Genomic DNA, 22139 nt, shown 5'->3' on the forward strand with positions numbered 1-22139 from the left:
GTATAATTTAACCATGAAAAATGCGCCGAGAGATGAAATAAATAACGCTGAAATGATCACCATTTCACGTTCAGAATATGAAGCCCTTAAGGAGCAGATGGCAGAGCAAAGCCGACAGATTGAGTGGCTTATGCAGCAGATACGCCTGGGCCAGAAAAAACGCTTTGGATCTTCTTCTGAGAAAATACATGAAGAAGTCATGGACCAATTAAGCCTTCTTTTTAACGAGGCGGAGGCGTATACCAAAGTTGAGCCACCGGAGAAAACAGCGGTTGCCGCCCATACCCGCAAAAAGCGATCGGGCAGCCTTGAGGAAATCCTGCCAGATGATGTTCCCGTTGAAGTGGTCGAGCATCGTCTGCCGGAGGATAAGCGGATTTGTTCCGCCTGTGACACGGTCATGCAGGAAATTGGCAAGGAAGTCCGCCGCAGCCTGGCGATTGTTCCGGCACAAGTAAAAATCCGTGAGGATTGGTATTTCAGCTATGCCTGCCAGACCTGTAAAGTAGAGGCTTTGGAAACACCTGTGTTAAAAACGCAGAAAGATAAACCTGTCATCTCCGGAAGCTTTGCATCACCCGAAGCGATATCCCACATCATGACCCAGAAATTCGTGATGGGCTCTCCTCTTTACCGGCAGGAACAAGAACTGAACCGAAGCGGCGTGATGCTGTCCCGCCAGACCATGTCCAGTTGGATCTTAAGAGCATCCGAAGATTGGTTAAAGCCTGTGTATGAGGAACTGCACCGACTGCTTCTACAACATCATGTTATTCATGCGGACGAAACCACCTTGCAGGTATTGCATGAACCCGGCAAGACGGCACAGGCTAAAAGCTACATGTGGTTGTACAGAACCGGCGGGGATACAGAGCAACCGATTGTATTGTATGAATACAGACCGGATCGGAAAGCTGAAAACCCCAAAAGATTTTTAGAAGGTTTCTCCGGATATTTGCATGCGGACGGCTACCAATCCTATTACACACTGCCGGAAAACATAACGGTAGTTGGCTGCTGGGCCCATGCGCGGCGCAAATTTGACGAGGCAGTCAATTCCTTGCCGAAATCCGAGCAAAAAGAATCTTCTGCAATAATTGGGCAGAGATATTGCAGCGAGCTATTTGCAATTGAGAAAAAGCTAAAAGCTCTTTCTCCGGAAGAACGCTATACCAAGCGGCTGGAGCTGGCCAAACCGGTTCTGGATGCTTTTTTGGCATGGGCACAGACGAAAAATGCGGCCCCAAAGTCCGCTCTGGGAAAAGCTTTGCATTATCTGCAGGAACAGTGGCCACATCTTATCCAGTATCTGAAGGACGGTCGATTGGAACTCTCCAACAATCGGGCAGAACGAAGCATAAAACCGTTTGTTATAAGCCGCAAAAACTTTCTGTTTGCAAATACGCCCAGCGGTGCACAAGGCAGTGCGGTGATGTACAGTATGATTGAAACAGCCAAGGAGAAACAACTTGAATCCGTATCGGTATTTGGTCTATGTCTTAACCACTGCACCCAACCTGGATCGGACACAACCAGACTGGGTAACTCAGCTGTTGCCGGCAAATGCTCCGGAGATGTGCCGAGTACCGCGTTTGCAATGCAAAAGTAACGAATGATTTTTATATGACGCGGGCCTTCTGGTTTACAGTGGGCTCCTTTTTACGCTGCTAGAGTTTACGCTTACCTATTTCCAAGTACATTTATAAATGAAAGGCTGATATTTAAGGGTTCAGCCGTTCAAACAGTTGAAACATGATCAACAGGTTCCTCATTAACGTTAAGTTACAATTTTTGTCATAAAGTTACTTGAATTACATCATTATCATAAATCATAGCAATTTCGGTCTCCTCTGACGAGGTACCCAATCGAAATACTATATCCCCTTTTGGACAAAGATATAAAGATAGCAAATAATAGTTTATTTCTAAATTTTTAGAGTCATTTAATATATTAGTACTATCAAATATTTCTTTTATCCGGGCTTCTGTTAGCGTATCTTTATTACAACTGGCAAAAATAGCGAACTTTTTCGGGGACATTGAAACTAGTTCTACTGATTTTGAAATGTTCTCTGTTTTAAATGAAGCTATACTTGTATAAAAGCAATTGTCATTTTTATTTACTTCTATCTCAGGTCCAAATTTGAATCCTTCTAGATTCCACTCAGTTTGTAATGCTTTCCAAACTTTGCGATATTTCTCTATTTTGGAATTATTATTCTTCACTTCTAAATTAGCCATTAGGTATAAAGTATAATTCTTGAGCGGCTCTTTTAAAAATAATTTATTTATTTCATTGCTACTTGATTCTATAAAAAGTTTTTTATCCCCTTGAGTAAACATCATGGTGCCATTAAAACTTAAAATACTTAGATTAGGTACATATCCTAATATTTCCACTGATTGATTTTTATTAAACCAATTGAAGTATCCATATGCTTCCATTTCGTGTTCGATATAGAATCTCATTTTCTTATCACCCTATCATTTATTATAGTCATAATGATTTCCATATATATCATTAAAATGTGGGCCTCTATTCTGGGTCGGATCATCTGGGAATTCATGTCCTTCTGAATGATCTCTTATTACTTTCCCATTGCCAAAATCATAATCTTTCCCAGGTATTTGGTTGCCTCTTTTATCGACCGCAGGTTTAACAGTTTCAGGCTGCTGGCTCACTGAAATATCGCTATTTCTTTTTGCTTCTCTAAAAGCACCATTTCTACCAGCGCCTTCAGGAGTTTGACTCTGAGGTCTATTGCTTGAAGCATTAACAAACAAATCACTGGCATCTTGCCCGAAACTATAGGCACTTTTTCCAACTACTCCGCCGCCATAAACAATGGCTGCCGCACTCGCAACGTTTATTGGTACTCCTGCCAATGCTCCGACACCAGTTGCATCAAGGGCAACTCCACCAATTTCTCCGCCAACGCCTCCTGTGACTATTCCGGCCCCCGCCAGCATGCTTCCAGTATCGCCAACCAATTTTCCAACATAATAGGCAGTAGAATTTGGCAGCTGTACATTGCTTATTAACGATTCACTGGCTCCAAAGCTTAAGTTATTGGCTACTGATTCTGAAACACCAGTTATAAAGTCTTTGACAACTGTTTTCACTTGACTAACCGTTGAGGAAGAGTTTCTGGAACTACTTCTTGATGAGGACGATGAAGAGTAGGAATAGGAAGATGAAACGGTTGAAGCAATAGAACTTGCTGCACTTTTTACCGCCGAGGCTGCCGAACTTATGGCACTGCTGGCAATTGCGGCTGTAGATTTAGCTACACTAGTTACTGTAGATACTGCCGTACTGACCGCTTTACTAGCCGTGGATACAGCTGTACTGGCGGCCTTACTGACCGTCGATGCCACTGTGGTTGCCGCTTTGCTTACCGTGGATACGGCCGTTGTCGCAGCCTTCGAGACTGTTGAGACAACCGTACTTGCCGCCTTTGTAACCGTAGAGACAACTTTGGTGGCAGCTTTAGTTACGGTGGATACAGCTGAAGTTGCTGCGGATTTTACGGTACTTACAGCACTGGTTAGTGCTCCCCACAAGGACCAGTGACCAGTAGGATCGCTGTACATGATGGGCTCATTATGACAATACGTGTAAAGGTTCAAACTCAACGGGTCATTCGGATCGCCATAATACGTATCTTCACTTAAGAACCTGGCAGTAACCGGGTCATAGTACCTTGAGTTTAGATAGTACAGTCCCGATTCATCATCGTACTGGTAACCTGCGTAAGTGAATGGGTTATCCACAGTCCCAGTCTGTTCTAGAATATTCCCAAAAGCATCGTAGTAGTAGGTGGCCTGTACCGTTCCAGTGGCATCGATCAGGGCAGTTACATCGGCGTGCCCGTTATACATATAGTAGAGGGTCATCCCATCTACTTCCCTTGCAATCAGGCTGGTACCTTGAATATTCCTAGCAACTTGATTATTTGATCCGTCCAGTTCCAAAACAACCTTGTCCCCAACGTAGACATATTTTGTGGTTGTACTGTTTACCTGTTTTGCTACTCTTAATCCTTCACCGTTATATGTGCTCGTTAAGTTAGTACCATCAGGTAAACTTGTTGTAATAAGCTGGTTGAATTTGTCATACGTATATTGGGTTACCTGGGCTGACTGCGGTATCCCATTCACATACGGTACTTTTGTAACTGTAAGCTGGTTGCCGTTATTATCATAAGTGTAGGCTACTGTCTCAGTCGTTACATTATCTTGCCCAGTCTGCGTATTTGTCAGCCTGTTCTGGTCGTTATAGGTATAGGTGGTAATAATACTTGTTGTTCCTATAGATTCGGTCTGAGTGAGTCGATTTCCTGCCTCATCAAAAGTATAAGTTGTAACTTTCGTACTGGGTTCAGTAATTGTCTCCAGTCGGTTAAGTTCGTCATAGGTATAAGTGGTTGTGCCCTTGGCATCAACTTTGGAAGTCAAATTATGAGCTGCATCATAGGTATAGGTGTAAGAATCGATTATAGTCTGATCAGGTTTTGTGTTGACCAGGGTATGGAGAGAGTTATCGTCACAATAGGTATATGTTTCGCTGCTGCCGTCCGGATAAAGTACAGTGTGTTTGCTGCCGTTATCGTAATACGTATAGTTGGTTGTATTACCTTGGGCAGTGACACTAATCATTCTGCCGGCTTGGTCATAAACATAAGTGGTAGTATTCCCTTTCGGGTCCGTATCAGTTTCTGCAGCTTGACCTGCCGGTAAGTCTGTCGTGATGTCATAGAGGAAAGTCAGGGTACCAATATTTGGTACTTCCTTAGTCTTAGTCCTGTTCAGCTGGTCATAGGTCCGAGTGGTTGTCCCGGCGCTGTCTGTCATAATAAGCTGGTTATTATTCCCGTCATAAGTAAACGAGATTGTTAAGGTACCGGTTGTTTGAGACAGCATTCTATTATGGATATCATAAGTGTAAGTAGTGGTATCAGCATTACGGTCTACTTTGGTTAGAAGGTTACCGTAAGCATCATAGGTATAGCTCTCTATTTTCGTAGGATCATAGGTATAGTTACCGGGTGTTCCGGTCCTTCCGCCATGATCGATCTTCCTTGTTACTTTATTGGCAATGTTATATTCAAAGGTTATAGTGTGATTAGCCCCATCAGTCTGTGTAAGCTTATTACCGTTTAAGTCATAGGTATAACTTGTTGTTTCATTTTTAGTATTTACTACAGATATCAAACGGTTAAACTCATCGTAATTATATGTTGTTACATTGCCGAGTCCGTCGGTCTTAGTATGAATGTTGCTAACATTGTCATAAGTCTGACTTGTAGCGTGATTTAAAGGATCTATTTTTGAGAGCAGCCTGTTATTACGGTCATAGGTAAATTCCGTTAGTTTGTTTAAAGCATCATAGGATTTTATCTGGATACTGTTATGATTGTATTCCAGTCTTTCAATTGTTTTGTTTAAAGGGTCTTTCTTTTCAATCAGCCGGCCTAAAGGATCATAAATATTTGTATAGATGTTTCCAAGCCAATCTGTCTTAGAAGTCTGATTTCCATCTGCATCGTAGCCGTAACCTGTAGTGTGCAGTTGGTCTGTTCCGTTAGCATCTGTTACTGTAATTTTACTTTGAATAATACGGTTATTCTCATCATATATGTTTTCCGTGGTGATGCCGTTACCATCTACCGCAAAACGAAGGTTTCCGGCTTTGTCATAGTGGCTTGAAATGGTAATGCTTTGTGTCCCGTCACTTTTTTCTTTGGTTTGGGATAGCTCCCTTCCCTGATTATCATAGGTATAAAGCTCAACGTCTCCGTGATCACTGAATTTTTTCTTGAGGTTACCATTTTTATAATACTGATAACTGTAGGTTATTGCTGGTATCGTACTGTCTCCAGAATAAATTGCCTGCTTCAATTTATTAAACGCGTTATAGGTATAAGTAACTGTATTACCATTTCCATCCGTCTGCGTTAAGAGGTTATCTGCCAAATCGTAGGTATTCGTTTGGATGGTTTGGTTGTCTATTTGTGTTGTTAGAAGGTTCCCTGCATCGTCATAAGTGTAGGATGTAATGACCCCGTTGGCATTGGTTTCAGCTACTTTCCGGCCTGCTCCGTCATAACTGTACAGGGTGCTGTAAGTAAGGCTACGCTGTTTGCTGACTGGGTCAAGGACTGTAAGTACCCGATTAGCTGGATCATAGGTATATTCTGTACCATAACCAGACGCTATTTTTTCTTCAACTGTTGATCCTGTGCCTGCTTCATATCCTAAAGCATCCAGCTCTTTAATAACATTTCCGTTTGCATCATACTGGTATGCTTTAGCTACATAGGTAACCCATTGGCTGGTGACAGGATCAAGGTACGTATAGCTTTTGGTTTTAACTCTGTCCATATTATCGTAAGTATATTCGGTCCGGCTCATTTCGGATAAGGTCTTGGCAGGATCATAATTCTGTGGTGATATTTCAGCAGTTAAACGACCTGCCCTGTCGTAATAATAGGCTGCACTGTGCCCTTGAGCATCCGTAACCTTGATTAACCGTTCCCGTTTATCAAAGGTATTGGTAACCGTATGATTGTTTGCATCTGTTTGGGTCAGGACTTTATCTGCCCAATCATACGTGGTTGATGTTGTAATAGTAACTGTATCGTTATTCTCATCTACACCAGGCATACTGGTACTGATCATTCTGTCTAGGTTATCGTAAGTATAAGTGATAGTTACGTTGTCCGGTCTGGTCTGCGTCAAGATATTGCCATTCTTATCATAGGTATAGGAAGTGATAAGTGTGGTATCCGTATCACTGTTAAATGCATTACTATACAGGTCACCCTGTCTTACATGGCATTTTTCTTGGACAGGTTTCCCCAAATAGTTATTTACATACTCTGTTGTATTTTTAGCGGTTGTACTTGTGTAATTATCTACTTTACTTACGTTACTGTCATCATCATACTGGTATTCGTTCTTGTGTCCGGCACTGTCTGTCTCGGATTTTAGATTATTGTTATTATAATATTCTTTGGTAAGCGTGATATAATCTCCAGAGGCAGGTACTTGATATAAGTCTACGGTTGTTTTCCCGGTTTTTTCTGTAACGATATTACCCGCTTTATCATAGGTAAAGCTTTTATACGTATACAGTGTATTTCCGCTTTCCAGCTTTACTGGAATCCACTGTTCTGTATTTTGGTTAAGTCCATCGTATCGGTAATAAGTGGAATACCCTCGGACATCCATTGAGGATGCTATAGTTCCGTTAAGGTTATAAGTTATGGTGGTATATGTCCCATCCGGATTATCCTGTCTGACTAACCTGTTTTTGTAATCGTAGGTATATTGGGTGACGGCAGTTTCTGTATCGTCTAAGTATCTAATTTCTGTCTTTTGGGTTTTGCCGTCAGTTAAAATAAGGTAACTGTAACTGCTTAATATAATTGAGGCTGCTGTAGAATTCTCTTTGAATTTTACGGCACTCAGACGATTTAAGTTGTCATGGTAATACTCAATAATTGAGCCGTTTGGTTTGGTTTCGGTCTGGATATTACCATAAAGATCATAGGTATAAGTCGTTATATTTCCTTCAGGATCAGTCTCCGATTCGACCTTTCCGCTTGGGTAATAGGTATATCGGTACCCTTGATCCCCGCTGTAGGTATGATTTTCAAGGTTGTCCAAAGCTGGATTATACTGATTGGGATTGACTTCTTTAGTCTTACGACCCACGTTGTCGTAAGTTGTGCGAGTAATGCTGGTATCTTCCCCCTGCAAGGTTTCTTTTTCCAGGTTGCCGTTTTGATCATATACATAGCTGGTGACATTTCCTTTGGCCGATGTTTCACTCATTTTCCAGCCGATGTTGTTATTTGAATATGTTGTAGTTTTTCCTTCTCCGTCTGTTACGGTATGAATGAACCCATTACTATCATAGGTATAGGTTGTGATATGCCCGTTTGGATCTGTAACGGTTTGTAATAACCCGGCAATGTTGCAGCCAAATTGAGACTGGGCCTGAGCAGCTGTGTAGTAGGCATAATTGGTAACCGCAAAATCGGCGTCATTTGTACCCGGAATATATTGCTCCGGCGTTGAGCTATCGGCTAAGCGTTGGGCTTTTTTGAGAAGATTGATATTATTCGAATCATAAATATAATAGGTATATTTGCCGGTTGTATTAACTTGATCTCCTTCATCCTTTTCCCAGATCTTATTACTTTTACTGTCATAACCATAGGTCTTACTACTTGAATCTGGGTTATACTGAACCGTTATATTCCCATTCGAATCTCTAGTATATTCTGTCTTATTGCCATTACGGTCGGTAACGGATTGTATTTCGCCGTATTTGTTTACTCCGTTGGTATCCAAGTTATATAAAGTAGTGCTTCTCCGTCCATCTGGGTCTTGGGTTTGGATCGGATAAAGGCAACTGTCGTACCAGATTATCTTTTCCTGCCCGTTGGTATCTGTAACTGTGACTTTACGTTCGTCTGTATCGTACATATAGGTGCCGGTATTGCCGTAAGCATCAGTTAACCTTGCTATCCTGATGTTGGATTTACCGGCAGAGTTATCATAGACAACAGATTCTATAAGATTGTTGTCATTGTCATGAACTTCAGACAACAGGCCATCGGAATTATATACATAATTCTTATTTTTTCCTGCCGGATCGGTAACCTTAATTAGCTGATTATTGCTGTCATAATAATAGTGAACTGTACGCCCTGCAGGATCTGTTATTAAATCAATATATCCATTTGAGTTATAGTGGATAGTGGTCTGCCTGTTAATCTGATCTTTTATCAGGGTTACATTACCATTGGTGCTATTTACGGTTAAGGTGATAGTATTGCCATTGCGGTCTTTCATCCAGTTAAGCCAGCCAATTGAAGTGAAACCGTAGGTGTACTGGTCTTTGGTCGTCAGAATGTAGCTTCCGTCCCCCTGTTTGATAAGTGTTGAGCGGGAATCGTTAGCCGTATAAGTGCTGCCATTCACAGTAAAAGTCATGGCGCTGCCATTAGGCAGGCGGGCTATGACTTGGTTCGTTTGGTAATTCATCAGGCTGCCTTGGAAGCCAAAGTTCCAACCGGTACCTAATTGACTGCCAGTCCGGGTATCCCTGGAATTGTAGGTACGAGATAAATCTATACTGAAACCGGCAGTTTTCTCAGTCATATCCGTATAAGTCCGAGCAAAGTTACCGGATGGATTTACGTTTTCTTCGCCCATATGAATAAGTTCGGATACTGAGTCAACAGATTGTTGATCATCGAAACTTCCCATCAATACTTTTTGTAAGTCTGGATTTCCACCGAAAACATAGATCTTTTTATCTGAAGATGTGATACCGAAACCATTCATTTTTATCGGTAAATTTGCGTCCTCATGCCAGGTATTTGTTGAAGGATCATATACTTCAACATTATCTAAACTTTTACCATCCGTATCTTCACCGCCCACAGCATAGATCTTCCCATTGATAGTAACTGCTCCCAGGTCAGATCTTGAAGTGGGTATATTTGCTTGTGCTGTCCAAGTGTCTATCAAGGGATCATAAACTTCAACAGTATTAATAACAATATTATTAGATGGATCGTATCCGCCCATGATATAGATTTTCCCATTTGCTGTGGTAACTCCAAAATTGTATCTCATTGAAGACAGACTCGCCTTGGTACTCCAGCTGTCGGTGGTCGGATCATAAGCTTCCACAGAATTGTATTGCCAATTGCCGCTATTTCCAGCTATTGCATATATAATACCATTGTCTACTGTTACCCCAAGATTTGCTCTTGCTGTGGGCATATTAGCTTTATATGTCCAGGTATCTGTTACCGGGTCGTACATTTCGACCGTATTGCTAAAACCTGAATAATCAAAACCACCTATAGCATAGATTTTCCCGTTTACTACAGCCGTTCCGAATGCAAATCTTGGTGACAGCATAGGCGCTTTACTGCTCCAGGTATCCGCATCCGGATCATATACATCCATACTGTTTAAAATATTTTCAGTTGTACCAAGTCCGCCAATAACGTAAATATTTCCGTTTAATTCCACAACTGAGGGTTCAAACCTGGAGTTCGGCATTTGCGAACGTTCTGTCCAGGTTATAGTGCCAGGGTAATACTCTTCATTTGCGTTAAGCAAACCGGAACTGTTGCAGCCTCCGATAAGGAAGATGTAATCTCCGTATGCTTCTGCCCCAAAATAAGCTCTGGGGTTTATAGATGATCTCTTTACAGTCCAAGTATTATTAACCGGGTTGTATTCCTCAGCTATACTTAGATAATTGCTGCCGTCATACCCACCGATGGCGTAGATATTGCCGCCATATACGGCTAATCCTAAACCGCACCTGGCTGTAGGCATGTTTGTTATACTTGCCCAAGTGTTAGAGATAGGATCATATTTTTCTGCAGTATTAAGGATTACACTATTTTGGCCGCCAATAGCATAAATAAACCCGTTTACATTCGTAAGACCTATTGCATGTCTTGCAATAGGCATATTAGCCTTGGTAATCCATGTATCTGTGTCCGGATTGTATTCTTCAACAGTATTTAGAGAAGTCCCGTTATACCCACCTATAACATAAATTTTACCGCTTACAACGGTTATGCCAAATTTGCTGCGGGCAGTAGGCATTGCGGTTTTAGTACTCCAGGTTCCAGTCTGAGTATCATATTGTTCAACCGTACTTAAGTATGAAGTACCATTATTACCACCAATAGCGTAAAGCTTGCCGTTTACGGCAGCTAATCCTAAATCCTTTCTGGCAGTCGGCATTGAGACTAAAGAAGACCATTGATTATTATTACCATAAACCTCGCTTGTACTTAAAACATTACTGCCATCAAAACCGCCGACGGCATATATTCTTCCGTCTAACTCCGCTACCCCCAGACTGCTTCTTGGTACGGAATTACTTACACTGACTTTGTAACTATCCAGGTTAGGATCGTAAACTTCTACTGTGTTTAATACCGTGGTGCTTCCGGAGTACCTCACTCCTCCAATGGCATATAATTTGTTATTAATACTAACTATTCCAAGATTGCCTCTTGCCGTAGGCATACTACTGACAACAGACCATCCATTACTTGCAGGATCATACACTTCATTTGTATCAAGATAAATATTGTTCCATTTAAATCCGCCAATAACATGGATTTTGCCATTGACTGTCCCAGCGTTCATATAACTACGCAAGGTGGGCATATTGGTTATGGTACTCCATGTATCTGTCGCCGGGTCATATACTTCAACTGTATTTACAGTTACATAGCTGCTGGTATAACCGCCCATAACGTAGATTTTATTATTAACAACTGTTACTGTCATCCCGTATCTGGCTGCCGGCATGTTTGCTTTATTAGTCCAAGTATTTGTTGACGGATCATATACTTCAACTGTATTTAAAACATTACTGCCATTATAACCGCCGATAGCATATATCTTGCCGTTTACGGCAGCTGTACCAAAATATGTTCTGGCAGCATTCATGTTTGCTGCACTGCTCCAGGTATTAGCTATGGGGTCATAGACTTGCGCTGTTTTCAGATAGCTGCCATTATAGCCTCCTATAGCATATATCTTATTGTTAACGTCAACTAAGCCAAGACCGTCCCTTGCCGTAGGCATATTAGCAATTGAACTCCATGTATCTGTATCAGAATTATATTTCTCACCTAAAGATAAGTAACCACTTCCACTATTCCCGCCAATACAATAAATTGTATTGTTATCTTCGGTAATCCCGAAATCTTTTCTAGCTGTAATCATACTTGACTTTGTTTGCCAGGGAATCATGCCTAAATCATACACCTGAACAGCATTAAGACAATTTGATATCTCAACATTATTTCCACCGAAAGCATAAAGTTTTCCGTTTACTTCGGCAATACCCAGCCCGGAACTGGCAATAGGCATATTTTCTTTAGTAATCCAACTGTCTGAGGAAGGATCATATTCCTCAAAGCTATTAAGGCTATACCCGTAATAACCCTCGCCCATGGCATAAGTTTTTCCATAATCGCCGCCTAAGGCATAAATTTTTCCGTTTGCTGTGGTACAACCAAAGTTTTCACTTGCGGCAGGCATATCTGCGACTTGATTCCATGAATCAGTTACAGGATCATATTTTTCTACCGTAGGGCAAATATTTTGGTTATAATCTTTTCCGCCAATAGCGTATATTTTCCCATTTACTGAGCTTGCAGATAAGTATGCCCTGGATATCCACATACCGGTTTTTTGAGTCCAGGTATCAGTTGCAGGATCATACTGATAAAGCTCATTAATATATCCTTGCTCATCCCTTAAATAACCGCCCATTGTATAGATCTCGCCGCTTAGGGATGTTACAGCAAAACCTTCCGCTAAGAATGGCATGTTTGCTTTTGTACTCCAGGTATCAGCAACAGTATCATACACCTCTACTGTTGCTGTTGGGGTATTGCCGGAATCCAAACCACCAAAAACATAAATCTTTCCTGCTAAGGCTGCTATGCCAAACTGGCTTCTGGCTGCAGGCATATTGGTTTTGGCAGTCCATAAACCGCTGACAGGGTCATATACTTCCACAGTCTGGCAGGTACTTGAATTTTCGTCTGAACCTCCAATGGCATATATTTTGCCGTTGACGGCAACTACACCAAGATTTTGTCTTTTAACTGGCATACTGGGAAGAGTTTTCCAGGAGCTGGTGGTCACATTATAGCTCTCGGATGTTTTAATGTATGAACCATTATATCCGCCGATAACATATATTTTTCCGTCTAAAGAGGTCATGCCAAACCTTTCACGGCTATTAAACATGTTTTCTTTTGAGAGAGCTGTCCAATTGTTTGTACTCGGATCAAATTGTTCGACAATATTTAGATATGATCCGTTATATCCGCCTATGGCATATATTATGCCACTGACAGATTCCACCCCGAGTCCTCTCCTAGCTGTAATCATGGCATTCTTACTTGTCCAGGTATTGGCAAAAGGATCAAATACTTGTACTGTATTTAAATATGTTGAGCCGTTATACCCCCCAATAGCATAAACTTTACCATTAACTGAGGTTAATCCCAGGTACCCTCTGGCTGTAGTCATATTAGCCTTAGTCGTCCAGGTATTGGCTACAGGATCATATTCTTCAACTGTATTTATATAAGACGTTCCGTTATATCCACCTATAGCATAAAGCTTGCCATTTACTACAGTTAGCCCTAAGTAAGCCCTGGCTGTGGACATACTCGCTTTTGTTATCCAAGTATTGGTGATGGGGTTAAATACTTCTAAAGTTTTAAGGTAACTGCTACCGTTATATCCTCCTACCGCATAGATAAGACCATTATATGACGTTACTCCCAGACCTTTTCTCACTGTGGACATTGAGGCCATTGTGCTCCAAGAATTAGTTGTTTGGTCATATTGTTCAACCGTACTGAGATATGTGCTCCCATCGTACCCACCAATGGCGTAGACCTTCCCATTTACTGCCGCTGCTCCAAGGTCAGATCTTGCTGTTGTCATATTATTTAATACAGTCCATTTGCTTGACGGTAGACCGTATTCTTCAACAGTATTTAAATAACCACTGTAATAACCGCCAAATGCGTATATTTTTTCGTTAACAGCCGCTGCAGCTAAGCCATATTTACCTGCGGACAAATTTGCCCTTGCTCCCCAGGTATCAGCATTTGGATCATATTGATATGTGCTATTTAAGTAACTTCCGTTATATCCACCCATGACATAAATGCTGCCGCTTATTGCTGCAATACCAAAGTAACGGCAGGCTACAGGTAAACTTGCTTTTGTTGTCCAAGTGTTGGTAACAGGATCGTATACTTCCACAGTATTTACATAGGTACTGTTGTATCCGCCTATCGCATATATTTTCCCGTTATAGGCAACTACTCCAAGCCCATATCTAGCTGTCGGCATACTGGCTTTGGTTGTCCAGGTGTTAGTGGATGGGTCATATGCTTCAACCGTAGATAATGCCGAACCATTTAATCCGCCAATAACATATATTATGCCATTGACAGTGGCCGCTCCTAAGTAATCTCTGGCCGTCGGCATGTTGGCTACATAGCTCCATATGTTTGTGGTAGTATCATAAACTTCAGCCTTATTTGTATATCCGCCGCTATAGTATCCGCCAATAGCATAGATTTTACTGTCCGTGGCGGCTACGGCGAGCCCGTATCTTGCGGTATTTAAACTTCCTGCCGTTGTACTCAAATTAGCTGCCGGATCATAGACTTCAGTACTATTCAGGTAACTTCCGTTATACCCGCCGACACAGTAAACTTTATTATTAAATGAAACTGTACCGAGGTCCCTTCTTGCCGTTGATAAACTGCCATTAGTATTCCATTCATTTACCGAATACAGATTGTACCCCCCATTATCCGAGGAGCCTGTTCCCTGATCCGAGGTTGTATCTTCCTGTACCTGAATTACTGTATCACTGGGTACGATCGGATCAGCTAAAGCTGCTGCACAGTCAATAATTCCGCCACTTGCAACTTTGCCTGTTAAGGAAGACAGCTGATCACAGGAAGATATTATCCTTTGTTTTATATCGCTGTTATTTGTATTGGGATACTTGCTTAAAATAAGGGCTGCTTCACCGGTGACAAAGGCCGCAGCCTGGGATGTCCCGCTGCTTTGCCCATAGGTATTTCCCGACAAAGTGCTATAGATGTTTTCACCGGGTGCGGCAACATCTACTGAGCTGTTGCCGTAGTTGGAGAAATGGGAAAGGTTGCCGCTTTGGTTCAAGGATGCAACAGAAATGACATTGTCTAAATTGTATGCTGCCGGGTATACCGGGCTGCTGTCAATGTTTTGGTTACTATTTCCCGCAGCGCAGACAAAGAGCAAACCTGAATTTTCAATGGCTTCTTTTAAGGCTGTATTGTCGCTGGTGGTTCCCCAGCTGCAGTTAACTATTTGTGCTCCGTTGTTTTTGACGTAGTCTATGGCATTGATGATGTCGCTGGTATAGGCTGTGCCGTTTTTAAATACTTGCAAAGGCATTATTTTTACTTTGGGTGCTACTCCGGCGATTCCCAGTTTGTTGCCCATTTCAGCTGCAATTATGCCGGCCATATGGGTACCATGCCAGTCATCGGGTGCTTCGGCTGAGCTATATACACTGTTTGTGTTGTCAACGAAGTTCCAGCCGTGGATATCGTCTATATAACCGTTATTGTCGTCATCAGTACTGTTGCCTGCTACTTCCTTGGTGTTGGCCCAGATGTTGTGTTTTAAGTCGGAATGGGTGATATCGATCCCGGTATCGATGACGGCGACTGTTACACCGTCGCCCTGAGACTGGCTCCAGGCTTTAACGACATTGGCACCTATGGATTTAACCAGGTTGGTTACTGTGTCAATGATGTTGGAGAGTAAACCCCATTCCTGGTTAAAGAATGTGTCGTTGACATCCATAACGGTCTGATTATCTACGGTAAACCCACTAATGGCATCTGCCTTATTACCTTCAGTATCCTGAAGGGGGTTGGTACCGGGAGTATAACTTATTTGCACCTGATCTTCCATTACGACAGACTTATTTAAAACTAGGGTGACTTTCTCCCCGTTAATAGCTAAGGATTTGAAAGGGTTTGTTATGATATTATTGTTTACAGTCAGGCTGAAATCTCCCTTTGCCAGGTTTGAATCAGCTTTAAGTTCTTTACTGAAGTCTAATTCCAGTTGATCTGCTATTATTGTTGCTTCCTGCAATTGCGGCAGGGCAATTGCTGTCTGGTTGGTTACGTTTTCATCGCTAAATCCGGAAATAGGATTACCGGCCTGATCTTTTAAAGGGTTATTCCAAGAGGTATAATTTAACTGAACGGTTTGACCCGCAAGCAGATTTTTGGCCAGGGTTAAGGTTACTGTCTGAGAGTCTATGTCGATACTCTTGATACTGTTGGTAACAGGGTTACCTTTTTCATTCTGGATGGCAACGGCAAAGTCTGAAACTGCCGGAACGGATGTGGTATCTAAGGTATTGCTGAATTGTAAGGTTATTTTATTATCTGCAGCTTGGGCCGATACGAGTACAGTTGCTGTTTGAGCCAGACTGGATGTTACCTGCTGCCCGCTAAAATTTTGTGCAGGGTTGCCGGTTGTGTCCTGGATGGGTTTTGTTCCGGGGGTGTAGCTGAGCAGGATGTTTTCTCCGGCTGCCTGGGGTGATGATAAAGTTATTACTACGGTGTTATCTGCAATGGCAATTGTACTTATGGCTATGTTAGTCCCGTCTGTGGTTGTTGCTGTAAAATCCTGAACGGAAGGAATTGAGCTGTTGCTTAAGGTTTCACTGTAAGTAAGGGTAATTTTCAAACCGTCACAAGATAGGTTAGATAAAGTTGGGGCCTGGGAAGTGGTATCGCTGGTTTGGCCACTATTTCCACTCTGGCCGCTCTGATCGGTTCCACCACTCTGGGATGAGTCTTCAGAAGCGACAGTCAATTGGTAGTCAGGTTGGATGTATTCGATGTTGGAATCCACTTGCTTTTGTTTTAAGAGCGATACCATATTTTCTTTTTTCATTTTTTCGGTTGTTATGTAGACATCAAACTTTTTGTTTTTGGTAAGCTTTCTTTGTTTAAGGCTTCCTTTAATCTTGTTGTAGGTATTTTCCTTCTGTTTTTCGTCTTTATATTTAACGATAAACCGATCATATTGTTGGTTATCCGGCTGAAGGTCATCCGGTACCTGCTGATTGGTTGCGGGTTTACTAAGTTGAACTGTATTGTTTTGAGATTTATTGCTTTGATAGTTAAAATGAGCATTTACTATTTTATCTATTTCCGCTTGGGTTAAGCCGTTATTGCTGCTTATGCCCGCTGAAGAACCGGCAGCAGCGGAAGCAATTGTTTTATTGTTAATTGGACTCCCAAGTGTTAAAGGTGTTTGTTGAAAGGCAAAGGCCTCTGGTGTTGTTGATACTTTCTGCCCGTCAATCTGGGCGACAGCATAAGATACATTTATTGGCAAATTGGAGCCAATAAATAAAACCGCTATAAAGACAGCGGTAATCCTGGAAAATATTTTTCTTTTTCTTAAATTAAACATAATAACTTAAATCTCCCCCTGATATGATCGGTTTATTTCTTTTTCATTAAATAAAGCCTTTGAGAATTCTATTTTACCAGTTAAATTCCTTTAATCTTGTTTCCAAAGGTTCCTACACGTTTTGCTATATTTCCCCTTTATTCGAGCTGTAAATATTTCTATCCTATCGATTCTTGTTTCTTTATGGTATTTGTTGGCGGTATTTCCCGATAAGTTTTTATTATTTTCTAAGTTAAGATTAAGTATTTTTGATTGGAAGTTGAATTTCTAAAATTAGGCAAAAAACATCTGGCCGACTGAGTGCCCTTTAATTCAGTCGGCCAGAACATTTTTGTTATGTTACCTATACTCTATCTCCGCCCCATCCAGTAAGCTTACTGTAAAATTCAAAGCTTTATAAACCGTTATTTTTTCTACAGTCATATAGAAAAGGTTTATATCAAATACTTCTGGACTGCCATTTCTTTAAAAAGTATTCCTTGTTTTCTATAACTTTGTATAGCCTGAGTAAAAACTCGTCTGAGAACCTTTTCATCAATGTGGTCGTTTTCGCAGTTAATGACGCCTTTAGCTATGTACTTATTGTTGCATTGCCAGATTTTTCTCTTCAGTCCTTCGTTTGTGGAATTCCAAACCTTGCGGCCATAGACATGACCGTATTTCCCGCAGATAACTTTACCGGTAAAAGCTAACTCATCTGAAACATAATCCAGCGTTTTAATCCGGTGTTTCATAAAAACCTTCCGTCTTACCGTTTCCAGTTGGACGGCTTCCCAAGTATCTTTATCTATAATTGCTGGATGGCTGTTTTCAATATAATATTGTGGAACATCGCTATCATTTACAACGTGTTTCTTAGAAAGGAAGTCTACCGTATACGTTTTTTGCAGCAGGGCTTCAGCCTTATATTTTTCATTGGATAATATTTTCCGGATGCTGCTTTCATACCACTTCACTTTTCCGTTCCAGTTTAGTATGCCTTGTTTTATCTGCAAATTTCCCACTTGCGCTAAAGCTGGGGATGCCGTAGTTTGTGTAAATCTTAATGAATTACTGGAAAAATAGCAAATGCGGGCTCAAAGAGCCCGCGAACACTGTATCATTATCGGTCGGAACCGTCGATGAATGTAAGAACTGCCAAAACTGCCTCAAGAATTTAGCTCCTGATAGGTCTTTTGCAGGATCAGAGCATCCTCCTCAAGCTTCGGACTTTCACAAATCACGGTTCCCTGGATGCCAAAGCTCAGGCAGGCTTTAAGGATTTCCCGGTATTTCAGGTCAGCTTCCTGCAAAACGAGATGTCTCTTTTCGCCTTTCGGACCATATTCAATCCCGGAAATATGGAAATGCGCATTGCTTGTCCACTTCTCACCAAGCCCTTCGGCTGTCTGCTCAAGAATCGCGCAGAACTCGTCATAGCTATTGAATTGACCATTGGCTCTGGCATGCAGATGGCTGAAATCAATACAGGGCAATACACCCGGAACCTCCTGCGCTATTTTGATCGTTTCACCGAGATCGCCAAACTGGGAGGGTTTGCCTGTCGTTTCAGGCCTCAGGATGACTTGATTGCCTTCCTGATCAAGTTCCTGCCGGACATCGCTGAGTTCTTTGACTACTCTGGCTAAGACGGTAGCCGAAGTATCCCCGGAATAAAATGCCGGATGAAAGACGATGCTTCCGGCCCCAAGTATCCTGCCAATCCTGGCAGTATGAATAATCCTTGTTTTGCTTGCCTCAATTTTTTCCGTTTCACTGGAGTTCAGGTTGATATAGTAAGGCGCATGACAAGACAGGGATACGCGTTCTTTTTTCGCAGTTCCCCCGGTCTTTAACGCTTTATCTTCCTTCATTCTGACCCCGTGAACGAACTCGACTTCCATCGCATCCATTCCAAGTTCCCTGATTCTTAGGATTCCGGCCTCGGTGGATGTTTCCTTGGAAGACAAAGGTACTCCGGCCGTGCCAAACTTGATGCTCATGCCGATCTCCCCTTAGGACAGATATTTATTGAAGAAAATCTCTTCAACATTTTCGGTTCCCTTAATCTCTTTCAATTTGCCGATGACTTCCGAATCGGCTTCGGTTTGAATACCGACAATCATAATGTTTCTGCTCATGGAACTGATTTTGCCAACCTGCATACTGGTAATGTTGATGTTATGCTCACCCAATACAGTCCCGACTTTGCCGATCATTCCCGGATAATCCTCATGTGAGATAAGCAGGAACCATCCCGAAGGGTCTATTTCAACCCTGAAATCGTCGATCTCCACAATCCGCTGTTCACTTTTGCCGAAAAGCGTACTTGCTACCTTATGCTCAGTCAAATCAGTTTTAACGGTAATGCTGATCAGATCAACAAAGCTTTGCGCCTCTTTGCTTTTGATCTCCTTGACGGTTATGCCGCGTTCTTTCGCAACTTCAGGCGCGTTGACAATATTGACCTCTTCCTGAAGGATTGGATTTAAGACCTCTTTTATGGCTGCCAGCGTCAGCATTTTGGTATCCGCAGTGCTGATATCTCCATTATAGCGGACTTCAATGTTTTTTATTCTTCCTTCAGTCAGTTTGACAGCCAGAACACACATTTTTTGCATCAAGTGAAGGTAAGGCTTGATCATATTCATGACATCTCTTGATACAGGCGGAATATTCAGTGAAGTTGAAACCGGTTCGGATCTCAGCGCAGCGAGCACGCCGCGGGCTGCGCAAACCGCAACCTCGTTTTCAGCCTCCTGCGTCCGGGAGGCAATCCTGGGAGTGCAGACCACATTCTCCATCTTCACCAGCGGATGATCTGGCTGAAGAGGTTCTTCAGCAAACGCATCCAAAGCTGCTCCGGACACAATCTCTTCCTGCAGTGCCCAGATCAAAGCTTCCTCATCAATGATTCCGCCTCTGGCACAGTTAATAATCTTGATGCCCTTTTTCATTTTGGAAAACGCATCTTTATTCAGCAGATTGCGCGTGTCAACTGTCGCCGGAATATGCAGCGTCAGGTAATCTGCTTTACTTAAGATCTCATCCAGATCCACCAGCTCAATCCCCAGCTCTCTGCCTTTATCATCACTTAAAAATGGGTCATAGGCAATCACTTTCATATCGAACGCTTTGGCCCGCTTGGCCACGCCCATGCCGACCCGCCCCAGGCCGATGATGCCCAAGACCTTTTCTTTCAGCTCCATTCCCAGGAACTTCTGTCTTTGCCACTCTCCGCGCTTGACAGAGGAATAAGCCTGAGGAATCCTTCTGGCCAGAGCCAGGATCATCCCGATGGTATATTCAATGGAAGAAGCACTGTTGCCCTGAGGGGCATTCAGGACAACAATCCCCTGCTTTGTGGCTGCCTGAATATCGATATGCTCAACTTCCAGACCAGCCCTTCCGATTACTTTCAAATTCCTGCCGGCTTCAATGACTTCACTGCTGACAATCGTATCGCCTCTGATGACCAGAGCATCATATTTCGGAATCATTTTGATCAGTTCTTCCTGAGATAATGTACAATATGTATCCACGTCATGTTCTTCACGCAGCAGTTGAATTCCAGCCTCTGCCACTTTGTTATTCACCAAAATCTTCATCCGACTCTACCCCCAGTATCTGAAATAAACTAAACCTCCCATCCCCATGGAGACGAGAGGTAATACCTTCCCTTGCAGCGATTTGCCTAAATTTTAGGTTATTTTGATTATAGAGTTTATTGATTCTTCTGTCAAGAATCCGTCTTTTGAATCAACATACTTGGCAGATGACTGTCCTCAGTGTCATGCGATCACTCTTCTGCTGCCCCGGTAATGCTCCGCCCAGTAACGTTCATCCAGTGAAGAAACCTGAACGCAATGCTTGGCCGCAGAAATAAACTTGTTATCACCGAGATAGATTCCAACATGACTTGCTCCGGCTCCGTTGGTATGAAAAAAGATCAGATCACCAGGTTCTAATCTTGTTTTGGGTATTCCGACCCCCTCTCTGAATTGTTCATACGATGTCCTTGGAAGTTGAATTCCATTCTCAAGAAATACTCTTTGAACCAGCCCTGAACAGTCGACACCGGATCTCGACCGGCCGCCCCATTTATAGGCAGTCCCATTCCAGTTTAGTACCGAAGCTACGATACCGGCCTGAATTTCTGCTTTTTCTTTGCTTGCTTCTATGAGGGAAAGGGTACTGACATTTACACAAGAAAAGCTGCTCTCGCCAGCTTTTTCCTCCATGATTCTAATATTGTCGGTCTGCATAGGGCTTTCGTCAACCGTTTTAGCAGGAGCTGCCGTAATCTTAGTACGCAAGGAGGCAATTTCCTGCAGGGCATAAGGATTTGAGGGGACTACGGCAGTTCCGGCCAGTAGAAGTGCTGTTAGGCCAATCACCTGTTTTGGAACGAAGGTGGGCTGATTGGATTCTGCCAAAGGGAGCGCAACTTGCATGATTCGAAACTCCTTTCCAAATAAAATCCAGACAGTCTATATCATTTTTTTATGCAGTAAGGAGATGGATTATGCTTTTTATCCGGCCAGGCAAAGAAAAAGGTTGTCTGCACATTCATATCATTCTTATATTTTTTGCATTTTTTTCCTTTGTTTTATCTTCTTCATTGTTTTATCTTCTTCTGTAATTCTTCCTCATAAAAAGGTTTGTCATTTTTTTGCCTGAATAGCAAAACATTTCATCGTATTTGTGTTGTAGAATTGAACAAACTAAAATAAGAAAAATATAAAGAGGTGATTTAGTTTGGGGAGAAAATCAAATTCTGATTTGAATCAACTAAAATATGAAGTTTCCAAGGAGTTGGGTATCATGAACAGCGGACCGCAGGAATATGCGCAGTATCTGGACAACGCCAAATATGAAGTAGCCAATGAATTGGGCATCCAGTTAAACAAAGGATATAACGGAGACATCACATCAAGGGATGCCGGCCGGATTGGCGGTCAAATTGGCGGAAAAATCGGTGGAAATATGGTTAAAAAGATGATTGAATTTGCCGAAAGTAACATGGTGAACAACGGTGGAAGACTCTAGTACTGATCAAGAGGATG

8 protein-coding genes are annotated in these 22139 nt (G+C 42.2%); 2 read left to right on the forward strand and 6 right to left on the reverse strand.

Annotated features, from left to right (window positions below; all coding sequences use genetic code 11):
* Nucleotides 1–13: 13 nt before the first annotated feature.
* Nucleotides 14–1609: an IS66 family transposase gene (locus AB3489_RS09730; RefSeq protein WP_368292717.1), complete on the forward strand. Its 1596-nt coding sequence runs from the start codon at nucleotides 14–16 to the stop codon at nucleotides 1607–1609.
* 185 nt (nucleotides 1610–1794) lie between these two features.
* Here AB3489_RS09730 and AB3489_RS09735 read toward each other — a convergent pair whose 3' ends face one another.
* The 6 genes from AB3489_RS09735 to AB3489_RS09760 form a co-directional block, all read right to left on the reverse strand.
* Nucleotides 1795–2445, reverse strand: coding sequence for a hypothetical protein (locus AB3489_RS09735; protein WP_368292718.1), 651 nt, complete (start codon nucleotides 2443–2445; stop codon nucleotides 1795–1797).
* 39 nt (nucleotides 2446–2484) lie between these two features.
* Complete coding sequence (locus tag AB3489_RS09740; protein ID WP_368292719.1) at nucleotides 2485–17094, reverse strand: kelch repeat-containing protein; 14610 nt, start codon at nucleotides 17092–17094, stop codon at nucleotides 2485–2487.
* A gap of 434 nt (nucleotides 17095–17528) precedes the next feature.
* Complete coding sequence (locus tag AB3489_RS09745; RefSeq protein WP_368292721.1) at nucleotides 17529–18089, reverse strand: recombinase family protein; 561 nt, start codon at nucleotides 18087–18089, stop codon at nucleotides 17529–17531.
* Nucleotides 18090–18242: 153 nt separating this feature from the next.
* Complete coding sequence (locus AB3489_RS09750; protein WP_368292722.1) at nucleotides 18243–19076, reverse strand: TIM barrel protein; 834 nt, start codon at nucleotides 19074–19076, stop codon at nucleotides 18243–18245.
* Nucleotides 19077–19088: 12 nt separating this feature from the next.
* Entirely contained in the window at nucleotides 19089–20681 is a 1593-nt protein-coding gene (gene serA, locus AB3489_RS09755; protein WP_019225622.1) for a phosphoglycerate dehydrogenase, read from the reverse strand.
* Nucleotides 20682–20864: 183 nt separating this feature from the next.
* Nucleotides 20865–21527, reverse strand: a complete 663-nt coding sequence (locus tag AB3489_RS09760; protein ID WP_019225623.1) for a C40 family peptidase — start codon at nucleotides 21525–21527, stop codon at nucleotides 20865–20867.
* Between the two features lie 328 nt (nucleotides 21528–21855).
* Between AB3489_RS09760 and AB3489_RS09765 the strand changes: the two genes are divergently transcribed.
* Nucleotides 21856–22122, forward strand: coding sequence for an alpha/beta-type small acid-soluble spore protein (locus tag AB3489_RS09765; RefSeq protein ID WP_368292723.1), 267 nt, complete (start codon nucleotides 21856–21858; stop codon nucleotides 22120–22122).
* Nucleotides 22123–22139: the final 17 nt, after the last annotated feature.

This window comes from Dehalobacter sp. TBBPA1 (assembly GCF_040931655.1).
Lineage (GTDB): Bacteria > Bacillota > Desulfitobacteriia > Desulfitobacteriales > Syntrophobotulaceae > Dehalobacter > Dehalobacter restrictus.